Origin of the sequence: Shinella sp. CPCC 101442 (genome assembly GCF_024704725.1) — a bacterium.
Taxonomy (GTDB): Bacteria; Pseudomonadota; Alphaproteobacteria; order Rhizobiales; family Rhizobiaceae; genus Shinella.
This window is the reverse complement of the sequence record NZ_JALIQS010000001.1, coordinates 1069621-1089475: the sequence shown is the minus strand read 5'-3', so window position 1 is coordinate 1089475 and position 19855 is coordinate 1069621. Positions and strand designations below refer to the sequence as shown.

Below are 19855 nucleotides of genomic sequence, written 5' to 3'. Positions count from 1 at the left end.
GAATTTCTATAGTTAATGATATTTTAATATACGGCTTGCACCACCACAACCGATGGTTCATGAATTCTTCCGTCGACTGGAGCTGCAAAAGGCGGCGCAGGGTGGGGAAAGATCATGGCCGAGATTGAGCAGGCGAAGATCGATGCGCTTAAGGACGGGCTGAACCAGGCCCTCACCAAGATCGAGCAGGCCATAGCCAGTCAGGTCTATGCCGAAAAACTGCCGTTGGTCGGGGCCGGGTTGAAATCGGCCTATGAACAGGGCCAGGCCTGGATAAAGAGCATCACGGCGCTGAAGGACGGTGTGTTCGCCGCGCTCAATGCCATAGATACCGCTGGCGAGCGGCTCGATACAGCCGTGGCGGCCGCCATCAACAACGCGCTGGCAAACAGCGGCTTTATCGGCAACGGCATTTCCGCGACGGTCGACAATGGCGACGTGCTGCTCAGCTTGTCCACGAACAGGTTCGTCAGCGGCAGCATATCCCTTGCCTCCGACCTCGGCATTGCCGGTCTTGGCATCGAGACGAGCGGCACCGCGACGGCCACGATGGGTTACGCCATCAATCTTTCCGTCGGTGTCGACGCGAACGGCTTCTATGTCTTGACCGGACAGGCCAACGAAATCCAGGCGTCGCTGACCATCAGCGGCTCGGATATCAGTGCGGTGGCGGAGCTGGGTTTCCTGAACTTCGCCGCGACCGACGCAGGCTCCTATTTGTCGAGCCTGTTTGCCATCGATCTGAAGGACGGCGATGGCAAGATCCGGCTGACCGAGCTCGACAACGACCTGCTCGACGCGACGGTGAACGGCAGCAGCCATATCGAGGTCGCCCTTTCGGCGGATGGCGGGAGTGAACTCCTGCCGAGCATATCGGCGACGCTGGTGGTCGACTGGGCTTTCGATGTCGGCACCGTCGTCAATCCGAACGACGACAACAGCGGTTTCGGCCTGGTCCCCCAGGTGAAGGTCAAGGACGTCCATATGGACCTTGGCAGCTTCATGAAGGACTTCGTGCAGCCTGCCCTGCAGCAGCTCGAACCCATCCTGAAACCGATCAACCAGGTGCTCGCCGTCCTCAATTCCGAGATCAAGGCCCTCAAGTCGATTCCGGAATGGCAGACGTTGTTTGACAAGACCGGAGACGGCAAGGTCACCTTCGTCGACCTCATCAAGCTGGCCAACCCCGGCGCCGACCTGACCCCGCTGACGAAATTCATCGATCTCGCCCAGAAGGTTCTCGACTGGGCGGAATTCCTGGCCGATGCCGATTTCGGGGCGGATTCCTATACGATCGGCGATTTCATCATCAACGGCGATGTTCGCGCCCTCAACTTCCAGATCGGCTCGGCGAGCACGACGTTCGGCGGTTTCGTCGACGACCTCGGCACGCTCGTCGGCGGATTGCAGGGCGACAGCTGGGGTGACACCTCTTCCGGCGGCGACACCGGCAAGGAGATATTCGAGGCGATCATCGAGGGCGGCGACTTCTCCGTGCCGATCCTCACCGACCCGAGCCAGATCATCAAACTCATCCTCGGCGGCAATGCCGACCTGATGGAAATCGACCTGCCGGACGTCGATTTCTCCATCACCAACACCAACATGCTGACATTCTCGATCTTCCCGGGAATCAACGTGAAGCTCGGCGGCGGTGTGGGTCTCGGTTTCGACCTTGCTTTCGGCTATGACACACGCGGCCTGCTGCAAACCGGCTCGGCGATCGACGGCTTCTACATCATCGACGGTTCCGGCCCCGAAGTTACATTCTCGGCCTCTATAACGCTCGGCGTCGCCCTCGATGCCTTCATCGCCAGCCTTTACGGTGGCGGCGACATCACCGGTACGGTGGATTTCGATCTCGCCGACGATGTCGGTTCGACGGTGGGCCGCATCTATGTCGACGAAATGGCGGCCTTGCTGTCCAGCAACCCGTTCCAGATCTTCGAGACGTCGGGCAAGATCACCGGCGGTTTCACCGCCTATGCCACGGTTTTCTGGGGCGAGGTCTGGCGGCATACCTCGCCGCGCGTCACGCTCGGCTCCTTCTCCTTCGACAACCCGGCCACGGACGACGCCACGACACCGCCTGTCCTGCCGGATCTGGGCGAGAAGATCGGTGCCGACCTGATGGTCAATATCGGTGACCGGGCGTCGCTGCGCGCGCTTTCCGACAAGACCGACGGCGCTGAAAGCATCGAGATCGGTGCCGGTGCTGGCGGCGTCACCATCTTCGGCTTCGGCGAGCAGCATTCGTTTTCGGGCATTACCACGATCATCGCGGCCGGCGGCCTGCTTGGCGACCAGATCGTCATGGGAGATGATGTCAGCGGCGTCAGGGCGGAATTCTCCGGTGGTGCCGGCGAGGATGTTCTGGTCGGTGGCGCCGTCGGGGACCGTCTCGACGGCGGCAGCGAACGTGACTACCTCGAAGGCAACGGCGGCGAGGACGAACTGCTCGGCGGCGCCGGCGACGACATCCTGGTTGGCGGGGCCGGCAGCGATACGATTGATGGCGGGGCGGACAACGATATCGTTTCCTACTTCAATTCGAGCGTCGCAATCGTCATCAACCTGACGACCGGCATCAATACGGGCGGCGACGCAGCCGGCGACACGATTTCCAACGTCGAGATCATCGAGGGATCGAGCCACGGTGACACGATCACCGGCGCCGGTGTTGCGCACACGCTGGCGGGTCTCGGCGGCAACGACGTTCTGACCGGTACCGATGGCAACGACGTGCTGATCGGCAATGCCGGCAACGACACGCTCGACGGTCGCGCCGGCCAGGACATCCTGATCGGCGGGCTCGGCAACGACATCTACTATGTCGATGACCTTGACGACGCTGTGCAGGAAAACCGGATGCAGGAAATCGCCGTCAACGCCGACGGCGGCACGGACCTGATCTATGCCAGTATCGACTATACGCTCGATGCCGCCGACCGGCAGGACATCGAAAACCTCACGCTGCTTGGCGTGGCGCGCATCGGCTCCGGCAACGGCCTTGCCAACCTCATTACGGGCACGAGCGGCGGCGACACGCTGAACGGGCTCGGTGGCATCGACGAACTGCACGGTGGCGGTGGCGCCGATACGCTCGACGGTGGCGATCAGGCCGACACGCTTTACGGCGAGGCCGGTGACGATACGCTCGACGGTGGCAGCGGCGCCGACGATTTGCGCGGCGGAGCCGACAACGACACTTACCTTGTCGATAATGCCGGCGATGTGATCATCGAACTGGAGGACGAGGGCGCGGATACGGTGCGGGCATCCGTCAACTATGTGCTGACAGCCGGCGCGCATGTCGAGTTGCTTTCCACGTCGAACGACAACGGCACGACAACGATTGACCTGACCGGCAATGAATTCAACCAGATCCTGACCGGCGACAAGGGCAACAATACGCTCGAGGGCCGTGGAGGAGCCGATATTTTCGTCGGCGGCGCAGGTACCGATACCGTCACCTATCGCAACTCCGCGGTGGGCGTCACGATCGACCGAAGCTTGACGTCGCAGGCCGGTGGGGAAGCCCAGGGCGACATCATCGGTTCCGATGTCGAGATCATCGAAGGGTCGACCAAGAACGACGTGTTCCGCGGCACGACTCAGGCAGACCATTTCCGCGGCCTTGCCGGCGACGACACCTTTTTTGGCAACGGTGGCATCGACAAGATGGTCGGTGGCGCTGGTGACGACACTTACCACGTCGATTCACTGAGCGACATCGTCGATGAAAGCTCCGCATCCGATGGCGCCGGTCGCGACAAGATCGTTTCGTCGATCAACTACTCGCTTGTCGGCAACGAGGCGGTCGAGGATCTTTCGCTGAGCGGCTCGGCCCGCATCGGCACCGGCAACGGGCAAGCCAACCGCATCGAGGGCACGAGCGGCGACGATACACTGGACGGCAGGCAAGGCAGCGACACGCTCGTCGGCAAGGGCGGCAGCGATCACTACTGGTTCGACAGCGCCGGCGATCGGGTCGAGGAACTGGCGAATGAAGGCACTGATACCGTCCATATCGCCACGACGGATTTCGTGACGCCGACCCAGCAGGATCCGGACCCACTTTTGACTTTCTCGCTCGACACGTCATGGGGCGCCAATGTCGAGAACGCCACGGCCGAGGACAATGTCCGGCGGATCAACATCACCGGCAACGGACTGGCCAACACGCTGATCGGCAACAACCGTGAGAATACGCTGATCGGCCTCGGGGGTAACGACCGGCTGGTGATAGGCAACGGACGCGATACGGTCGATGGCGGCAGCGATGCCGATACGCTGGTGCTCGACTGGTCCGGCATCGGCGACAGCATGGAGGTCTTCAATTTCGCCAAGGCTTCCGACGGCACCGGCTATACCGGCAACATCTACCGCACCTATTACGGTGACAATTCCAGCCTGAACCGTGTCGACTTCGCCGGCATCGACCATTTCGACATGACCCTCGGCTCGGGCGGCGACATTATCCGCACCGGCGACGGCAACGACCGTGTGATCGGCAATGCCGGCCACGACTACATCAATACCGGCAAGGGCGTCGATGTCGTCGATGGCGGCAACGAGACCGACGGCACGACAGGCAGCGACCGCTGGGAGGCGGACAAGTCCGCCGCGACGTTGGCGATGACCATCAACCTGACGGCTTCCTCGTCCAGCTACGTCATCGGCAGCCTCACGGGTACGGTCACCCGTATCGAAGCCCTGACCCTGAAGACGGGGTCCGGCAACGACGTGATCACCACCCGCCGGGACTTCCTCGAGGATGTGATCAAGACCGGCGCCGGTGCCGACACGATCAAAATCGCCGGCGGTCGGGATTCAATCGACATGGGCGCGGGCGACGACAAGCTGATCCTCGACTGGTCGAATATCGGCGACAGCATGGAAGTCTTCAATCTCGCCAAGGCTTCCGACGGCACCGGCTACACAGGCAACATCTACCGCACCTATTACGGTGACAATTCCGGCCTGAACCGTCTAGACTTCGCCGGCATCGACCATTTCGACATGACCCTCGGCTCGGGCGGCGACATTATCCGCACCGGCGACGGCAACGACCGTGTGATCGGCAATGCCGGCAACGACTACATCAATACCGGCAAGGGCGTCGATGTCGTCGATGGCGGCAACGAGGCGGACGGTGCGGCAGGTGTTGACCGCTGGGAGGCGGACAAGTCCGCCGCGACGCTGGCGATGACCATCAACCTGACGGCTTCCTCGTCCAGCTACGTCATCGGCAGCCTCACGGGTTCGGTCACCCGTATCGAAGCCCTGACCCTGAAGACGGGGTCCGGCAACGACGTGATCACCACCCGCTCGGACTTCCTGGAGGATGTGCTTGAAACCAGCGACGGCAACGACACGGTGAAAATTGCCGGTGGCCGCGACAATGTCAGCATGGGCAAGGGCACCGACACGCTGATCATCAACTGGTCGGCCATCACCGAGAATATGGAAATCTTCAACCTGTCGAAGGCGGGCGACGGAACAGGCTACAGCGGCAATATCTTCCGCACCTATTATGGCGATAATTCCAGCATGAACCGCGCCGATTTCTCCGGCGTCGACAAGTTTGACCTCACCTTTGGCTCCGGCGACGACATCATCCGCGTCGGCGACGGCGACGACAAGGTTTCCAGCGGCGCCGGCAACGACTTCATCGACACGGGCACCGGTGCCGACATCGTCGTCGGCGGGGCGGGCAGCGACCGCTGGAAGGCGGATCAGTCCGCCATGACGAGCGGTTTCACGCTCGATCTGACCGACACCACCAAGATAACGAGCTACACGGTGGCCGGACGGACGGGCTCCGTGACCGGCATCGAGATGCTGACGCTGATAACCGGTTCCGGCAATGACGTGATCACCACGCGCAGCCAGTTCTTCGAAGATCAGATCACAACCGGCCTTGGCGACGACCGCATCAAGATCGTGGGCGGCCGCGACATGGTCGATGCCGGCGGCGGTTCCGATACGCTGGTGCTGGACTGGGGCAGCGTTACTGAGAACATGGAGATCTTCAACCTCTCGAAGACGGCCGGCCTGGGCTATAGCGGCAATATCTTTCGGACATATTATGGCGACAACTCCTCGCTTAATCGGCTCGATTTTGCAGGCATCGACCATTTCGACCTGACATTTGGTTCCGGCAGCGACATCATCCGCACCGGGGATGGCAACGACCGGGTGATCGGCAAGGCCGGCAACGACTATATCAATACCGGCGCCGGCGCCGATATCGTCGATGGCGGCAACGAAACGGACGGGTCGGCCGGCCAGGACCGCTGGGAAGCGGACAAGTCTGCCGCGACTGTGGCGATGACGATCAATCTCAACGCCACGTCCTCCACCTACGTCATCGCAGGCCTCACGGGCTCCATCACCCGCATCGAGACCCTGACGTTGAAAACGGGCTCCGGCAGCGACACGATCACCACCCGCCGGGATTTCTTCGAGGACATCCTCACGACCGGCAACGGCAATGATACGGTCAAGATCGCCGGCGGCCGAGACGTGGTCGACATGGGCGCTGGTACGGATACGCTGGTCATCGACTGGTCGAATATTTCCGACAACATGGAAGTGTTCAACCTGACCAAGGCGATCGACGGGACCGGCTACAGCGGCAACATCTTCCGCACCTATTACGGTGACGCCAGTAACCTCAACCGCGCCGACTTCGCAGGCGTCAACACATTTGACGTCACTTTCGGGGCTGGCAACGACATCATTCGGACGGGAGACGGGGCCGACAGGCTTTCCGGCGGCGGCGGTGACGATAGTCTTTCGGGCGGCGGCGGGGCGGATACGTTCATCTATACCAGCGGCAAGGACACGATCACCGACTTCCAGCTCGGCGTCGACAAGCTGACAGGTTCGGGTTTCGCGGCCATCAAGTCCCTCGCCCAGCTGCTGACCATGGTCGACAAGACCGACCTGGCGAACACCGTCATCACGCTCTCCACCGGCAACGTAGTGACACTCGCAGGCGTCGGCTGGAAGTCGCTGACGGGTGGAAGCTTCGTCAATACGGCGCCGACGATCACCTCGAATTCTGGCGCTGCGAGCGTAGCGCTCAGCACGACGGAAAACAGCACGGCCCTGCTGGCTACGGTCAAGGCGACCGACCCGGAAAACCAGCCGATCACCTATGCGCTAAGCGGCGCCGACTCGGCATTGTTCTCCATCAACGCCTCGACCGGTGCTTTGAAGTTCAAGACCGGCGCGAACTTCGAAAAGCCGGCTGACGCCAACAAGGATAACGTCTACAGCGTCGTCGTCAGAGCCGTCGACGGTTTCGGCGCGAGTGACAACCAGACCTTCAACGTCACCGTCACCAATGCTGCGGATGCACCGGTCATCACCTCGAACGGCGGCGGACAGTCTGCAACGATATCGGTCGCGGAAAATGGCGCTGCGGTCACGACGGTCGTCGCGAAGGATGAAGACGCCGGGGCAAAGCTCGCCTATGCCATTTCCGGCACGGATGCCGCACTGTTTTCGATCGACAAGGCGTCAGGCAAGCTCATCTTCAAATCCGCGCCGGACTTCGAGACGCCGACCGACAAGGGCGGTAACAACATTTACGACCTGGTCGTGTCGGCAACGGACGACAAGGGCCTTGTCGACAAGCAGACGCTTGCGGTGAAGGTTGTTGACATCAAGGGCATCACCTTCAACGGACTGAGCAGCGGCGAAACCAAATCCGGCACCGTCGAAGCCGATACGCTGAAAGGCAATGGCGGCATCGACCGCCTCAAGGGTCTGGCAGGTAACGATGTTCTGGACGGAGGCGTGGGAAGCGATTTCCTCGAAGGCGGCACAGGCCGCGACACCTTCGTCTTCTCCACCGCCCTCGGAAGCAGCAATATCGATACGTTGATCTCCTTCATTGCCGCCGATGACACGATTCAGCTCAACAAGAGCGTCTTCTCGGCGATCACCGGGACGAAGGTCCTGAGCACCGACCAGTTCGTCGCGAATGTCGAGGGTGTGGCGACGGATGACAAGGACCGCATCGTCTATGACACGTCGGATGGCAAACTCTACTACGATGCCGATGGATCAAAGGCGGGTAAAGCCACGCTTTTTGCCATCCTCGATACGAAGCCCAGCCTTGCCGCGCTCGACTTCGCGCTTCTTTGAGGCCGGCCAGCGCCGTTGTAGTCCGCGGGCTCAGTCGGATCATATGGGATGAGCGACATCGGTGATGGCAATCATGGCGGATTGCACCGCCAATGCTGGACACCATGTTCCGACTGTACAATCTGCCGGACGAGACGGCCTGATTTGCCTTGACCGACCCCGCATGACGTTTGAGCGAAATCCATTGCGTCACATTGGAGACAAGCGGTCGAGCCAGGCGCAAATCGTCAACAAAAAGCGCTAGCTGGCGCTGGCGCTCGACCTGATCCGGCAGACGCAGCAGGAACGACGGGTGGATGGCAGGGTAGAGCATGCTGTGGCCCTGCATGTGGATCGGCTTGCGCTCAGCTGCACGCGCTACCGATTGTCCCCGAGCGCCGGCATTTTGGCCGGTATGGAGCAGCTGCGCCTTCGCGCAGCCGAGGTCGAAGCGCAGCGACAGGCTGCCCTGTTTGGCCGCGACATCAGCCACACCGGGATCTTCCGTGGCGCAGAGGCCGGAATGCCGATCGGACCGGCGCGCGGCTGATCTCCATCATCTGGTCGAGCACGATGGCTGGTTGCTCGCCGCCCGCATGGCCGTGGCCTCGAAGCCGACGACGTCGGCGATCATGTCGCCCAGCCTGCCGCTCTTCGAAAGGTCGATGGGCTCAAAACCGACCCGGGCCGCGCGGGCGAGACGATCCTTGTTGAAGTCGCCGATCATCACGAAGGGCGCGGGCGGAGGCCGCCGCCGCAAGGTCGACGGGGCCGGCACCTGCCACATAGACTGTTGAGCCGACGTCGACACCGGCACGCACGGCGTGAAAGCCTGTCGGCAGGATATCGAGCGGCATGGTGAGGTCGCGGATCTTGGCCGTCGCCTTGTTGTGATCCGGGACCTTCAGCAGGTTGAAGTCAGCATAGGGGATCGTGACATAGTGCGCCTGTCCGCCGATCCCGTCGCTGAGGCGACCCGTGAAACGTCTCGTGACGAAGGATGGCTGGTCTCCTGACTTCGGAGCCTACTCCCGGACGCCCTCGATGCCTTCCCGGCCTTGGCCAGTGGCATGCGTCGAGATGTTGTTCCCCTACCGTTGCGGGCAGTATCGGATTTAGACCGGTTTCCCAACTACCCTCCTCGGCGATGCCGGGATTTCTCCCGGCATCGTGTTGCTTTCGTCAGAAAAGCTCACTGCGCGGCCCGGCGCAGTTCACCGGCGGCGGCGACCATGTTGACGAGCGCCGGCCTGACCTCCTCCCATTTGCGGGTCTTCAGGCCGCAATCGGGATTGATCCAGAGCTGCCGGTCGTCAAGACGTTTCCGGGCGAGCGACAGGAGGTCGGTCATCTCCTTGACCTCAGGCACGCGCGGCGAGTGGATGTCGTAGACTCCAGGGCCTATCTCGTTCGGATACTGGAAGTTCCTGAAGGCATCGAGCAGCTCCATCTTCGAGCGGGACGTCTCGATGGAGATGACGTCCGCATCCATCGCGGCAATCGCCGAGATGATGTCGTTGAACTCCGAATAGCACATATGAGTGTGAATCTGGGTCTCGTCCGCCACGCCACTTGCGCACAGCCGGAAGGATTCCACCGCCCAGTCGAGATAGTGCCGCCAGTCCTTGTGGCGAAGCGGCAGGCCTTCGCGCAAGGCCGCTTCGTCGATCTGGATCATCTTGGCACCGGCCTTTTCGAGGTCGGCAACCTCGTCGCGGATGGCAAGCGCGATCTGGCGGCAGGTCTCGCTGCGCGGAATATCGTCCCGCACGAACGACCAGTTGAGGATCGTCACCGGCCCTGTGAGCATGCCCTTCACAGGCTTGTCGGTGAGGGACTGGGAATATTGCCACCAGCGCACGGTCATCGGATTCGGCCGTGACACGTCGCCGAAGATGATCGGCGGGCGCACGTAACGCGAGCCGTAGCTCTGCACCCAGGCATGCTGCGTGAAGGCGAAACCCGAAAGCTGCTCGCCGAAATACTGCACCATGTCGTTGCGCTCGAATTCGCCGTGCACCAGCACGTCGAGGCCGATCTCTTCCTGCCAGCGGATGGCGGCCTTCGTTTCCTCCTGCAGGAAGGCCTCATAGTCCGCGTAGCTTAAGGTGCCCTTCGCGTGGGCGGAACGTGCCTTGCGCACCTCGTCCGTCTGCGGGAAGGAACCGATCGTCGTGGTCGGGAAGAGCGGCAGCCGGATCGCCTCCGCCTGAACGGTACGGCGCGCGTCGAAGGCGCTCGCGCGTGCCTTCATGCTCTCGTCGATGCCGGCAATGCGGCCCTGCACGAGCGGGTCGGTCACTTTCGGCGAGATGGCGCGGGCGGCGACAGCCTGCGAGGCATCGTTCAATGCCTCCTGCACGGCATCCCTGCCCTGCGCAAGGGCCTTGCCGAGGGTCGAAAGCTCGCCGAGCTTCTGTGTCGCGAAGGCAAGCCAGCTTTTGAGGTCGGCGTCGAGTGCGGTTTCTTGTCCAAGGTCGATCGGCACATGCAACAGGGAGCACGAGGCCGCGACTTCCACCGCATCCGCGCCGCGTGTGGAAACAACCGGCGCCAGCCGCTCGAGAAGGGCGGCGAGGTCCGCCCGCCAGACGTTGCGCCCGTCGATCACGCCGATCGACAGGATCTGATCGGCCCGCACCGCCTGAACGACAACGTCGAGCTGGTCCGGCGCGCGCGCCAGATCGACATGCAGGCCGGCGACCGGCAGGGCAGTCACGGCGGCGAGGTTATCGGCCAGCGCGCCAAAATAGGTCGCCAGCATCACCTTGAGGCCGGGCGCGGCCTTGTCGAGGGCTTCATAGGCGACCTTGAAGGCATGGCGCTCGCCTTCGGTGAGGTCGAGCGCGAGGATCGGTTCGTCGACCTGAACCCAATCGGCACCCGCCGCCGCGAGCCGGCGGAACAGCTCTTCATAGACCGGCAGCAGTTTCGCCAGGAGATCGAGCGGCTTGAACGTAGACGGTCGCGCCTTGGCGAGCTTGAGGAAAGTGACGGGGCCGAGCACGACCGGCCGCGTGTGGATGCCGAGCGCCTTGGCTTCGAGGAAATGATCGACCGGCTTCTGCGACGTCAGGGTGAAATCCTGGTCCTCGGTGACCTCCGGAACCATGTAGTGGTAGTTCGTGTCGAACCACTTCGTCATCTCAAGCGCCGGAACGCCGTGGCCGTGATGCGCATGGCCGCAATCGGCATGGCCGTCCCCCTGGCTGCCGCGTGCCATGGCAAAATAGATGGATAGCGGCACCGCACCGCCCTTCCAGCGGTAGGCCGCAGGGATAGCGCCGACCATGACGGCCATGTCGAGCACATGGTCGTAGAGGGAGAAATCGTTGGAGGGAATCCGTGTGACACCCTGATCACGCTGGAGTACCCAGTTTTCGGCACGCAATTTCGTTGCCGCTTCGAGGAGGTCGTTTTCCGCGATTTTGCCGGACCAGAAGCCTTCGAGCGCGAACTTCAATTCGCGGTGGCGACCGATGCGCGGGAAGCCGAGGGAGGCGACCGGGAGAGTTTGCTTGGACATTGTCATACCCCATTGGTTTGTGGGGGCATGGGTAAAGCGGACGCGTGCGAACGCCGCCATTATGGACGGGCTTGCAGCAACCACCGGGACACCCCGCCCGTGGACGTTATTTTGTCCTGGCAGGTCTCCTGGCTCGCGGGTCGTCGCTATTGTCCGTCTTCCCAAGGCTTTCGCCTCAGTGACCACGCTGGACAACAACTCGCCGCTTACAGTTGCGGGGGCAGCCCCGGTTTTGCCGACGGATCGACGCACCGGATTCCCTCTTAGCCCTGGAGCGGCAAACCACCCCAGGGAACCATGACGCTGGGATTTCGTCCCACAACAGCGTCAATGTCAAGCGATATAAAGAAATGTTTATATCTTTATTTTCATGCCCGGCTGATTTCGTCGAGATACCAGTCGATGTAGCGAAGCTCGTTGTGCTCCATCGGCGCGATGGGGCCAGGCACGAAATAGTGCGACTGCACGCCGCGCGCCGTGTGCTCGATGATCGCCTTGTCTTCCGCCGTCGTGACTTTCCACAGCCAGGTGAGCTTTTCGAGGTCGTAGTCCGTGCCCTCTTCCGCCTTGCCGTCGACGAGCCAGATCAGCTCCATCTCGCAGGTCTCCGCCGTCTTCGGAATGAAGCGGTAGATCATGCCGTGGTCCGGGTAGCAGACGAGGAAGGTCGTGCCGCCGAGATGGATGGAGGTGACGCCGCCGTCGAAATCGGTGAAACGGCCCATCAGCGGCGCGACCGCCTTACCGTCCTCGCTGCCGCTCTCGACGCCTTCATAGAGCGCGTAGCGGAAGGCATGGATCGCCTCGCGCCCTTCGCGCGAGGTCTGCCAATGGTTGCCAGAGCCCACTTCGATGCCGAGCTCGCAGGTGCGCTGCTCCATCGCGGCATTCATCGCCTCGATCATGTGCAGCGGCTGCTCCAGTGCATGGGTCTGCGAATATTCCGGGTGCGCGGGGCCGCAGTGATAACACTCGACATAGTTTTCCACCGCCAGCTTCCAGTTGGCCGCGACCGGATAGGTTTCGCGATAGGCGACCTTGGCGTTTGCCCAGCCATATTGGCCGCAGGTCGCATGCAGCAGGTTCTGCACTTCGGAAAAATCCAGCGGCTGGTCTGCGAAGCAGATGAAGATCAGGCCTTCGACCACGCGCACATGCAGCGTCTTCAGACCATGGTCCTCGCGCTTGAAATCCTTCGGCATCAGGCGCGCGGCACGCAGGCTTCCGTCATTGCCATAGGTCCAGGCATGATAAGGACAGACGAAAACGCGCGCATTGCCCTTCTGCTTGGTGCACACCTCCGCGCCGCGATGGCGACAGACATTGAGCACGGCATGGACCGAGCCGTCCGGCGCACGCGTGACGATCACCTGTTCGGTGTCGATACGGAAGACCTCGAAGTCATTGGCGTTCGGGATCACGCTCTCATGCGCGATGCAGTGCCAGTGCCGCCTGAAGACACGCTCCATGTCGCGCCGGTAGATATCCGCATCTTGGTAGAATGATCGGGCAAGCCCGTGACCCGGTCGGTGCTCTCCAACAAGGCGATCGATTCTGTCATTTGAGATGTCGATTACGGATTCGGCCGTCTGTACCATGCGCGGGGACCCTAAAATACTTTTTCTGCAACACAGTATTTATGGGTGCCCGCCCGCCGACAAGAGAGCGAAATCACCTCGATTAATCGATGATGTCAATTACTGGCTTGCGCCCAGGGCCGGTTCATGTCGCGAATGAGCAATCGCGGCCTTGGGCGACAAGCCGCGCCGCGGCTAGGCCTCGTCGAGCGCCAGAGTCAAATCGGCAATCAGATCATCGGGATGCTCGATGCCGATCGACAGGCGAACGGTGGATTCCAGCACGCCGATGCGCTGGCGAACGTCGACCGGGATTCCTGAATGCGTCATCGTCGCGGGATGCGATGCCAGCGATTCCGTTCCGCCGAGGCTGACGGCGAGTTTGAAAATCTTCAGGGCATTCAGGAACTTGAACGAGGCCGGCTGGCCACCCTTGATGTCGAAGGAGAAGGTCGAGCCCGCACCGCTGCACTGGGCGGCAAAGGTGCGGCCGGCGGGCGATTCCGGGTCGTTGAAGGGCAGATAGTGGATCTGCTCGACCTTCGCATGGTCGCGCAGGAATTCCGCGACGGTCGCCGCATTGCTGTTGGCCCGTTCCATGCGGATCTGCAACGTTTCGAGCGAGCGCCCGAGCATCCAGCAGGAATGCGGATCGAGCTGCGTGCCGATGGCGCCTCTCAGCGCCTTGACCTGCTTCATGACCGCCTTGCGGCCGAGTGCGGCTCCGGCAATGAGGTCGGAATGGCCGCCGACATACTTCGTCAGCGAGTAGAGCGAGATATCCGCGCCGAACTCGATAGGCCGCTGGAAGACCGGCCCGAGCAGCGTGTTGTCGCAGGCGACGATCGGCACATGGCCCTGCTTTTCCCCGATCGCATCGGCGACCCGGCGGATCATCGCGACATCGACGAGGCTGTTGGTGGGGTTTGCCGGCGTTTCGATGAGGATGACGGACACGCGGCCCTTCTGCATGGCGACGTCGGCCGCGGCCTCTATCGAGGCCTGGTTGGTGCCATCGGCAAATCCGACGGCGGAAACACCGAGATTGAGGAAGGTCTTCGCCAGCAGGGTTTCGCTGCCGCCGTAGAGCGGCTGGGAGTGCAGCACCGCATCGCCCGGCCGCACGAAGGCGAGCAGCGTCGTGGCGATCGCCGACATGCCCGAGGAAAACAGCGCGCAGCTTTCCGTCCGCTCGTAGACGGCCAGGCGATCCTCGACGATCTCGCTGTTCGGATGGTTGAAGCGAGAATAGACGAGACCGGCGCCACGGCCTTCCGGCGGCTCCTTGCGGCCCGACACATAGTCGAAGAAATCCCGGCCGTCTTCCGCCGACTTGAAGACGAAGGTCGAGGTCAGGAAGACCGGCGGCTTGACGGCGCCCTCGGAAAGCTCGGGGTCGTAACCATAGTTCAGCATCTGCGTTTCGGGGTGCAGGGCATGATTGCCGATATGGGTTCTCGGCGGATGCGGTGCGGTCATCGGGTATCTCCCTTGCTGAATGGCGCGAATGCGTGACCGCAATTTATATCAATATTCGCGGCGTGTTCTTGCAATCTACCCCGCCATGACGTTGTCTAATGACAAATTATTGCGGAGCGAAGCCATAAATGCCGCAGAAAATTGCAGACGAAATCGACCGCCGCATCCTGCGGGAACTGTCCTGCGACGCACGTATCACCAACAATGAACTGGCCGAACGCGTCGGCCTTTCCGCCTCGGCCTGCCTTCGTCGCCTGCGACGTCTCGAGGAGAGCAACATCATCCGCGGTTACGCCGCCATCATCGACCCTGCCGTCGATGGCTGGACGATGACCGCCATCGCCTCGATCCGTCTTAGCCGCCAGCATGAGGACGAGATTCGCATGTTCGAGGAGGCCGTTCAGGGTTGGGATGAGGTGCTGGAATGCCGGCTCGTCACCGGCTCGCGCGACTATGTACTGACCGTCATGAGTGCCGGGCTCGATCACTATGAGCGCTTCATCAAAGACAAGATCGCCAAGCTGAAATGCGTCGATACCATCGAGACCAGCTTTGTGATGAATACGATCAAGGCCCGGCGGTTCTGACACGCATCACCCGGTCGCATCGCGACAAGTCAATCGAACCGTCATCGACGATGAGATCGGTACCGGCAACGGTGGCGAGGCAGCGCGCGATAGATCTCGATGATCGAGTCCATGATTCCCGCGCAGGAGCCCTTCGAGAAAGTGGATTTGGCGCGTGACGCAAACGTCGAAGGCAGCTTCGAGCGCCCGCGAATGACGATTGTGACCTTGGGCCGGGTTGCCCTCAGCCCCCGCCGCGATCGCACGGCGGGGGGCTTCTTCGTCGATGCCGCGTTAGGCGGCCTTAAAGCAGGAAATCCGAGCTGGAGACGCCGTTGATGCCGATCAGGTCGATCCGGAAGTCGGCCGTACCGTCGCCGTTGAGGTCACCGAAGACCGTCGTGTTGCCGTTTGCCTTGGTCGTCCACAGGGAGCCGGCGGAAGCGTCTGCCGGTTTGGCTGCCGTGAAGCTGAAGGCGTTGTTGCCCGCGACGGTGAGGTTGGCATCGATCGAAGAGAGGTCGATCTTGTCCAAGCCGCGTTCGAAGTCCTTGATCGTGTCCCATCCGCTGGTCGCACTGTCGGAGACGGATTTGAACTTGAACGTGTCGGCACCGGTGCCGCCCCAGAGGCTGTCGCCGAGCGCACCGCCGACCAGCGTGTCGTTGCCCGCGTCACCGTGCAGGGCGTCGATGTCGGCACCGCCCTCGATCTTGTCGTTTCCGTCGCCGCCCCAGAGTTGGTCGATGCCGACGCCGCCATTGACGAAATCGTTGCCAGCGCCACCGTATACTTCGTCATAGCCGTTTTCGCCGTTGAGGACGTCACCGCCGGCACCGCCGTCGATCTTGTCGTTGCCGGTGCCGCCCCAGATGAAATCGACGCCGTCCTGGCCATAGAGGGCATCGTCGCCGTTTTCGCCGTAGATCATGTCGTCGCCGGTGCCGCCACCGATACCGTCGTTGCCGTCGCCGCCGTGCAGCATATCGTTGCCGCCGATGCCGAAGATCGTGTCGTTGCCGGCACGGCCGTCGATGTAGTTGTTGCCATTGCCGCCGGAGAGGCTGTTGTCGTAGCGATTGCCGTAGCCGCTCTGGTCGCCGGTACCGCCAAGCGAGAGATTTTCGATATAGTCGCCGATCGTGTAGCTCGCCACCTTGGAGATGATCCTGTCGCTACCGCCGCCGCCGTTTTCGATTGCCTTGTCCGAGAGGGTATCGATGACATAGGTGTCGTTGCCGAGGCCGCCCCACATCGTATCCGCGCCGCTGCCGCCGTCGATGATGTCGCTGCCATCGCCGCCGTCGATACGGTCGGCATCGCGCCCTCCGTTGAGGTGGTCGTTGCCGGCGCCGCCATAGAGATTGTCTTTGCCGTCGTCACCCAGGAGCGTGTCGTTGCCGCTGTCTCCGAAAAGGTTGTCGTGTCCGTCCTTGCCGCTGATGTAGTCATTGCCGCCAGCACCACGGAAGGTCTCGCTGCGTCCGGCACCCGTCATGCGGTTCGCGAGATCGTTGCCCTTCAGCTCGCCGCCGCCATCCGGCGTTTCGAAATCGACGAGCGTCATCGTGGTTTCCTCGTAGACGTAGCCGTCTACCTCGAGGTTCTCGACATTGGCGCCGAGCTTGTAGTCGACGCCCAGCAGCACGCGCACGGTGTCGGTGCCGCCATTGGCGTCCTCGTGGATATGGGTGGTGAAGTCGCCGCCGACGTCGATGTAGTAGTCGTCGCCGGCACCGCCATAGAGGTCCATGGCGAAGTTGCTGCTCACGTCAGCAACGTCGAACCTGTCGTTGCCGTCACCGCCATAGGCCTTGCCGTAGCCGCCGAGAATGAACTTGTCATTGCCACCCTCGCCGTAGAGCTTGGCGCTGCTGTCGGTGTTGTTGGTGATGGTGTCGTCGCCGTTGCCCGCATAGACGATACCCTGCCCGGCCGGGAAGAAATATGCGTAGTCACCAATCTGGATGTCGTCGTTGCCATCGCCGCCATAGACCCTGTCATAGCCGTCGCCGGATTTGATGATGTCATTGCCGATGCCGCCATAGATGTAATCGTCGCCGTTACCGGTGGTGATCGTGTCGTTTCCGCCCTCCCCTTCAATGTAATAGTTGTCGTCGTCCGGTGCTTCCCACTTGTTGTCGCCGGATCCCAGTTTGATTTGATACTGACCCATCTGAAATTCTCCTTCCCATTGGTTTCGAAGATCCGCATGTCGGTTCACGCCGATCGGATGGGAGGGTTATCGTTCGTTTTTGTTTCTGTTCGAGTTCGATTCGAGTGCGAAATTGTTTCAGTTGTTTCAGTAAACATCGAATGGGACGAGCCGAAACCGTGCGGCTACACCAAGGGTTCATTCCGTAACGATCGTCGCGAGCACGCTGACGCAGTCACCGGATTTCACGAGACCCGGGAAGTGGCGGGCAACAAGGATACCATCCATCTTCGCCTTGATATCCAGCGGCTCCGCACCGGTGCGTCCGACGGGATGGATACGGGCGACGGCGTCACCGTTCCTCACCGCGTCGCCGAGATCGAAGAGAGGCTCGATCAGGCCGCCGTCCTCGGCGAAGGAAAAGCAGTTTCCGTCGGGCATGTCGAGCCACGTGGTTTGCGCGCCCTCCACGGCACCCTTCAGGATACCCGCGGCCTTCAAGACATTCGCAACGCCTGTCTTGGCGATGCCGGCGCTCCTGGCTGTCGCCGTGCCGCCGCCGCCGAGTTCGGTGGTGACGAAGACCTTACCCATTTCCTCGGCCGCCGTGTCGTACATGCCGACTGCATCGATCTCCAGCATCTTCATCGACCAGGGGGCGCCGAAGGCGCTGACGAGTTCGAAGGCCTTTGCCTCCTGCTTCTTGTCCGGCAGAATGTGGGCGGCGCAGAAGGGCAGGAAATCCAGCGTCTTGCCGCCCGAATGAAAGTCGAGAACGATATCGGCGAGCGGCAGCAGCGTGCGCTGGAAGTAGTCGGCGATCTTTTGCGTGACCGTACCGTCCGGCGCGCCGGGAAAACTGCGGTTCATATTGCCCCTGTCGATCGGCGAGGTGCGCGTGCCGGCAAGGAAGGCCGGATAGTTCATCGCCGGCACGATGATGACGCGGCCCGTCACGTCCTCCGGCTTCAGCGTCCGGGCGAGGTCGAAGAGCGCGATCGGTCCCTCATATTCGTCGCCGTGGTTGCCGCCGGTGAGAAGGGCCGTCGGCCCCTCCCCGTTTTTCACCGTCGTCACCGGGATCATCACCGAGCCCCAGGCGGAATCGTCCCGGCTGTAGGGCAGGCGCAAAAAGCCGTGCTGCACGCCCTCGGCCGAAAAATCGACCGTCGGGCTGATGGGAGAGACACGCATGGCTCAATCCTTCACGAAAAGCTTGCGCGGTACGTTGGCAAGGCACTCGACGCCGGTTTCGGTGATCAGGATGCTCTCCGTCGTCTCGAAGCCCATGTCCTCGAGCCAGAGGCCCGTCATGAAGTGGAAGGTCATGCCCGGCTTCAGCTCGCTCCGGTCGCCGGGGCGCAGGCTCATCGTGCGCTCGCCCCAATCCGGCGGATAGGAAACGCCGATGCCGTAGCCCGTGCGGTTGTCCTTCACGATGCCGTATTTCCTGAGCACCGCGAAGAAGGCATTGGCGATATCCTCGCAGGTATTGCCGGGCCGCGCCTTTTCGAGACCGGCCTCCATGCCTTCGAGCGTGGCCTTTTCCGCATCGAGAAAGGCCTGCGTCGGCTTGCCGAGAAAGACGGTGCGCGACAGCGGCACGTGATAGCGATGATAGCAGCCGGCGATCTCGAAGAAGGTGCCTTCGCCTGACTTCATCGGCCGGTCGTCCCAGGTGAGATGCGGTGCGGACGCCTCGACACCGGAGGGGAGCAGCGGTACGATCGCCGGATAGTCGCCGCCGATACCATCGACACCGCGCGTGCCGGCATCGTAGATTTCTGCGACGAGATCGCATTTGCGCATGCCCACCTCGATCGTGTCGAAGATGCGCTCGTGCATCTTTTCGACAATCCTCGCGGCATTGCGCATGTATTTGATTTCCGTCTCGCTCTTGATGGCGCGCTGCCAGTTGACGAGCGCGGTGGCATCGACGAAGCGGGCATTCGGCAGGTGTTTGACGAGTGCGGCGAAGGCGGCGGCGGAAAACCAGTAATTGTCCATTTCCACGCCGATCGTCAGCGTGTCGAGACCCCGCTCCGAGAGCTTTGCCGAAAGGTAGTCCATCGGGTGCCGCTCGGTGGACTGCACATAATGGTCGGGATAGCCGATGATGTTCTCGTGCTTCAGATAGGCGGTGAACTTTGCGCCGCTGGCGTCCTGACCGCGACCGTACCAGATCGGTTCGCCCGTCGGCGGCACCACCACACACTGGTGCACGTAGAAGGACCAGCCATCGTAGCCCGTCAGCCAGTTCATGTTCGAGGGATCGCTGACGATCAGCACATCGATGCCCTTGGCCTCCATGGCTTTCCGCGTTTTTTGCAGACGCGTTTCATACTCCGGAAGTGAGAACTTCAGGTTCGCTTGTTTCATCGGTTTTTCCTCTGTACCCGGCGAAAAGCCGGTC

The 19855-nt window shown here is 61.8% G+C and carries 8 protein-coding genes, 1 pseudogene and 2 riboswitches; of the genes and pseudogenes, 2 read left to right on the top strand and 7 right to left on the bottom strand.

Annotated features, from left to right (window positions below; all coding sequences use genetic code 11):
- The first annotated feature begins 114 nt into the window (after positions 1-114).
- Entirely contained in the window at positions 115-8160 is an 8046-nt protein-coding gene (locus MUO32_RS04945; protein WP_308311251.1) for a hypothetical protein, read from the top strand.
- A gap of 385 nt (positions 8161-8545) precedes the next feature.
- Here MUO32_RS04945 and MUO32_RS04940 read toward each other — a convergent pair.
- The 4 genes and pseudogenes from MUO32_RS04940 to MUO32_RS04925 form a co-directional block, all read right to left on the bottom strand.
- Positions 8546-9098 (bottom strand): annotated as a pseudogene (locus MUO32_RS04940) (formaldehyde dehydrogenase, glutathione-independent); the annotation flags it as partial.
- Between the two features lie 25 nt (positions 9099-9123).
- A riboswitch (cobalamin riboswitch) is annotated at positions 9124-9309 on the bottom strand.
- Between the two features lie 22 nt (positions 9310-9331).
- Positions 9332-11665 carry a 5-methyltetrahydropteroyltriglutamate--homocysteine S-methyltransferase gene (gene metE / locus MUO32_RS04935; RefSeq protein WP_257947104.1) on the bottom strand — a complete coding sequence of 778 codons (2334 nt, stop codon included), beginning with the start codon at positions 11663-11665 and terminating at the stop codon, positions 9332-9334.
- Positions 11666-11765: 100 nt separating this feature from the next.
- Positions 11766-11980, bottom strand: a riboswitch (cobalamin riboswitch).
- Positions 11981-12033: 53 nt separating this feature from the next.
- Entirely contained in the window at positions 12034-13263 is a 1230-nt protein-coding gene (locus tag MUO32_RS04930; protein ID WP_257947103.1) for an aromatic ring-hydroxylating dioxygenase subunit alpha, read from the bottom strand.
- Positions 13264-13437: 174 nt separating this feature from the next.
- Positions 13438-14721, bottom strand: coding sequence for a cystathionine gamma-synthase family protein (locus MUO32_RS04925; protein ID WP_257947102.1), 1284 nt, complete (start codon positions 14719-14721; stop codon positions 13438-13440).
- A 128-nt stretch (positions 14722-14849) separates the two neighbouring features.
- On the opposite strand from MUO32_RS04925, the gene MUO32_RS04920 reads away from it, so the two are divergent.
- Positions 14850-15308, top strand: coding sequence for an Lrp/AsnC family transcriptional regulator (locus MUO32_RS04920; protein ID WP_257947101.1), 459 nt, complete (start codon positions 14850-14852; stop codon positions 15306-15308).
- Between the two features lie 283 nt (positions 15309-15591).
- Here MUO32_RS04920 and MUO32_RS04915 read toward each other — a convergent pair whose 3' ends face one another.
- The 3 genes from MUO32_RS04915 to doeA form a co-directional block, all read right to left on the bottom strand.
- A complete protein-coding gene (locus tag MUO32_RS04915) occupies positions 15592-17463 on the bottom strand; it encodes a calcium-binding protein (protein ID WP_257947100.1) in 1872 nt (623 codons plus the stop codon).
- A gap of 177 nt (positions 17464-17640) precedes the next feature.
- Entirely contained in the window at positions 17641-18636 is a 996-nt protein-coding gene (doeB, locus tag MUO32_RS04910; protein ID WP_257947099.1) for a N(2)-acetyl-L-2,4-diaminobutanoate deacetylase DoeB, read from the bottom strand.
- Between the two features lie 3 nt (positions 18637-18639).
- Positions 18640-19821, bottom strand: a complete 1182-nt coding sequence (doeA, locus tag MUO32_RS04905; protein ID WP_257947098.1) for an ectoine hydrolase DoeA — start codon at positions 19819-19821, stop codon at positions 18640-18642.
- Positions 19822-19855: the final 34 nt, after the last annotated feature.

Coding starts and splice junctions, on each gene's coding strand:
- doeA (WP_257947098.1), bottom strand. CDS start 19,821: ATGAAACAAGCGAACCTGAAGTTCTCACTTCCGGAGTATGAAACGCGT.
- metE (WP_257947104.1), bottom strand. CDS start 11,665: ATGTCCAAGCAAACTCTCCCGGTCGCCTCCCTCGGCTTCCCGCGCATC.
- MUO32_RS04930 (WP_257947103.1), bottom strand. CDS start 13,263: ATGGTACAGACGGCCGAATCCGTAATCGACATCTCAAATGACAGAATC.
- MUO32_RS04925 (WP_257947102.1), bottom strand. CDS start 14,721: ATGACCGCACCGCATCCGCCGAGAACCCATATCGGCAATCATGCCCTG.
- MUO32_RS04945 (WP_308311251.1), top strand. CDS start 115: ATGGCCGAGATTGAGCAGGCGAAGATCGATGCGCTTAAGGACGGGCTG.
- doeB (WP_257947099.1), bottom strand. CDS start 18,636: ATGCGTGTCTCTCCCATCAGCCCGACGGTCGATTTTTCGGCCGAGGGC.
- MUO32_RS04915 (WP_257947100.1), bottom strand. CDS start 17,463: ATGGGTCAGTATCAAATCAAACTGGGATCCGGCGACAACAAGTGGGAA.
- MUO32_RS04920 (WP_257947101.1), top strand. CDS start 14,850: ATGCCGCAGAAAATTGCAGACGAAATCGACCGCCGCATCCTGCGGGAA.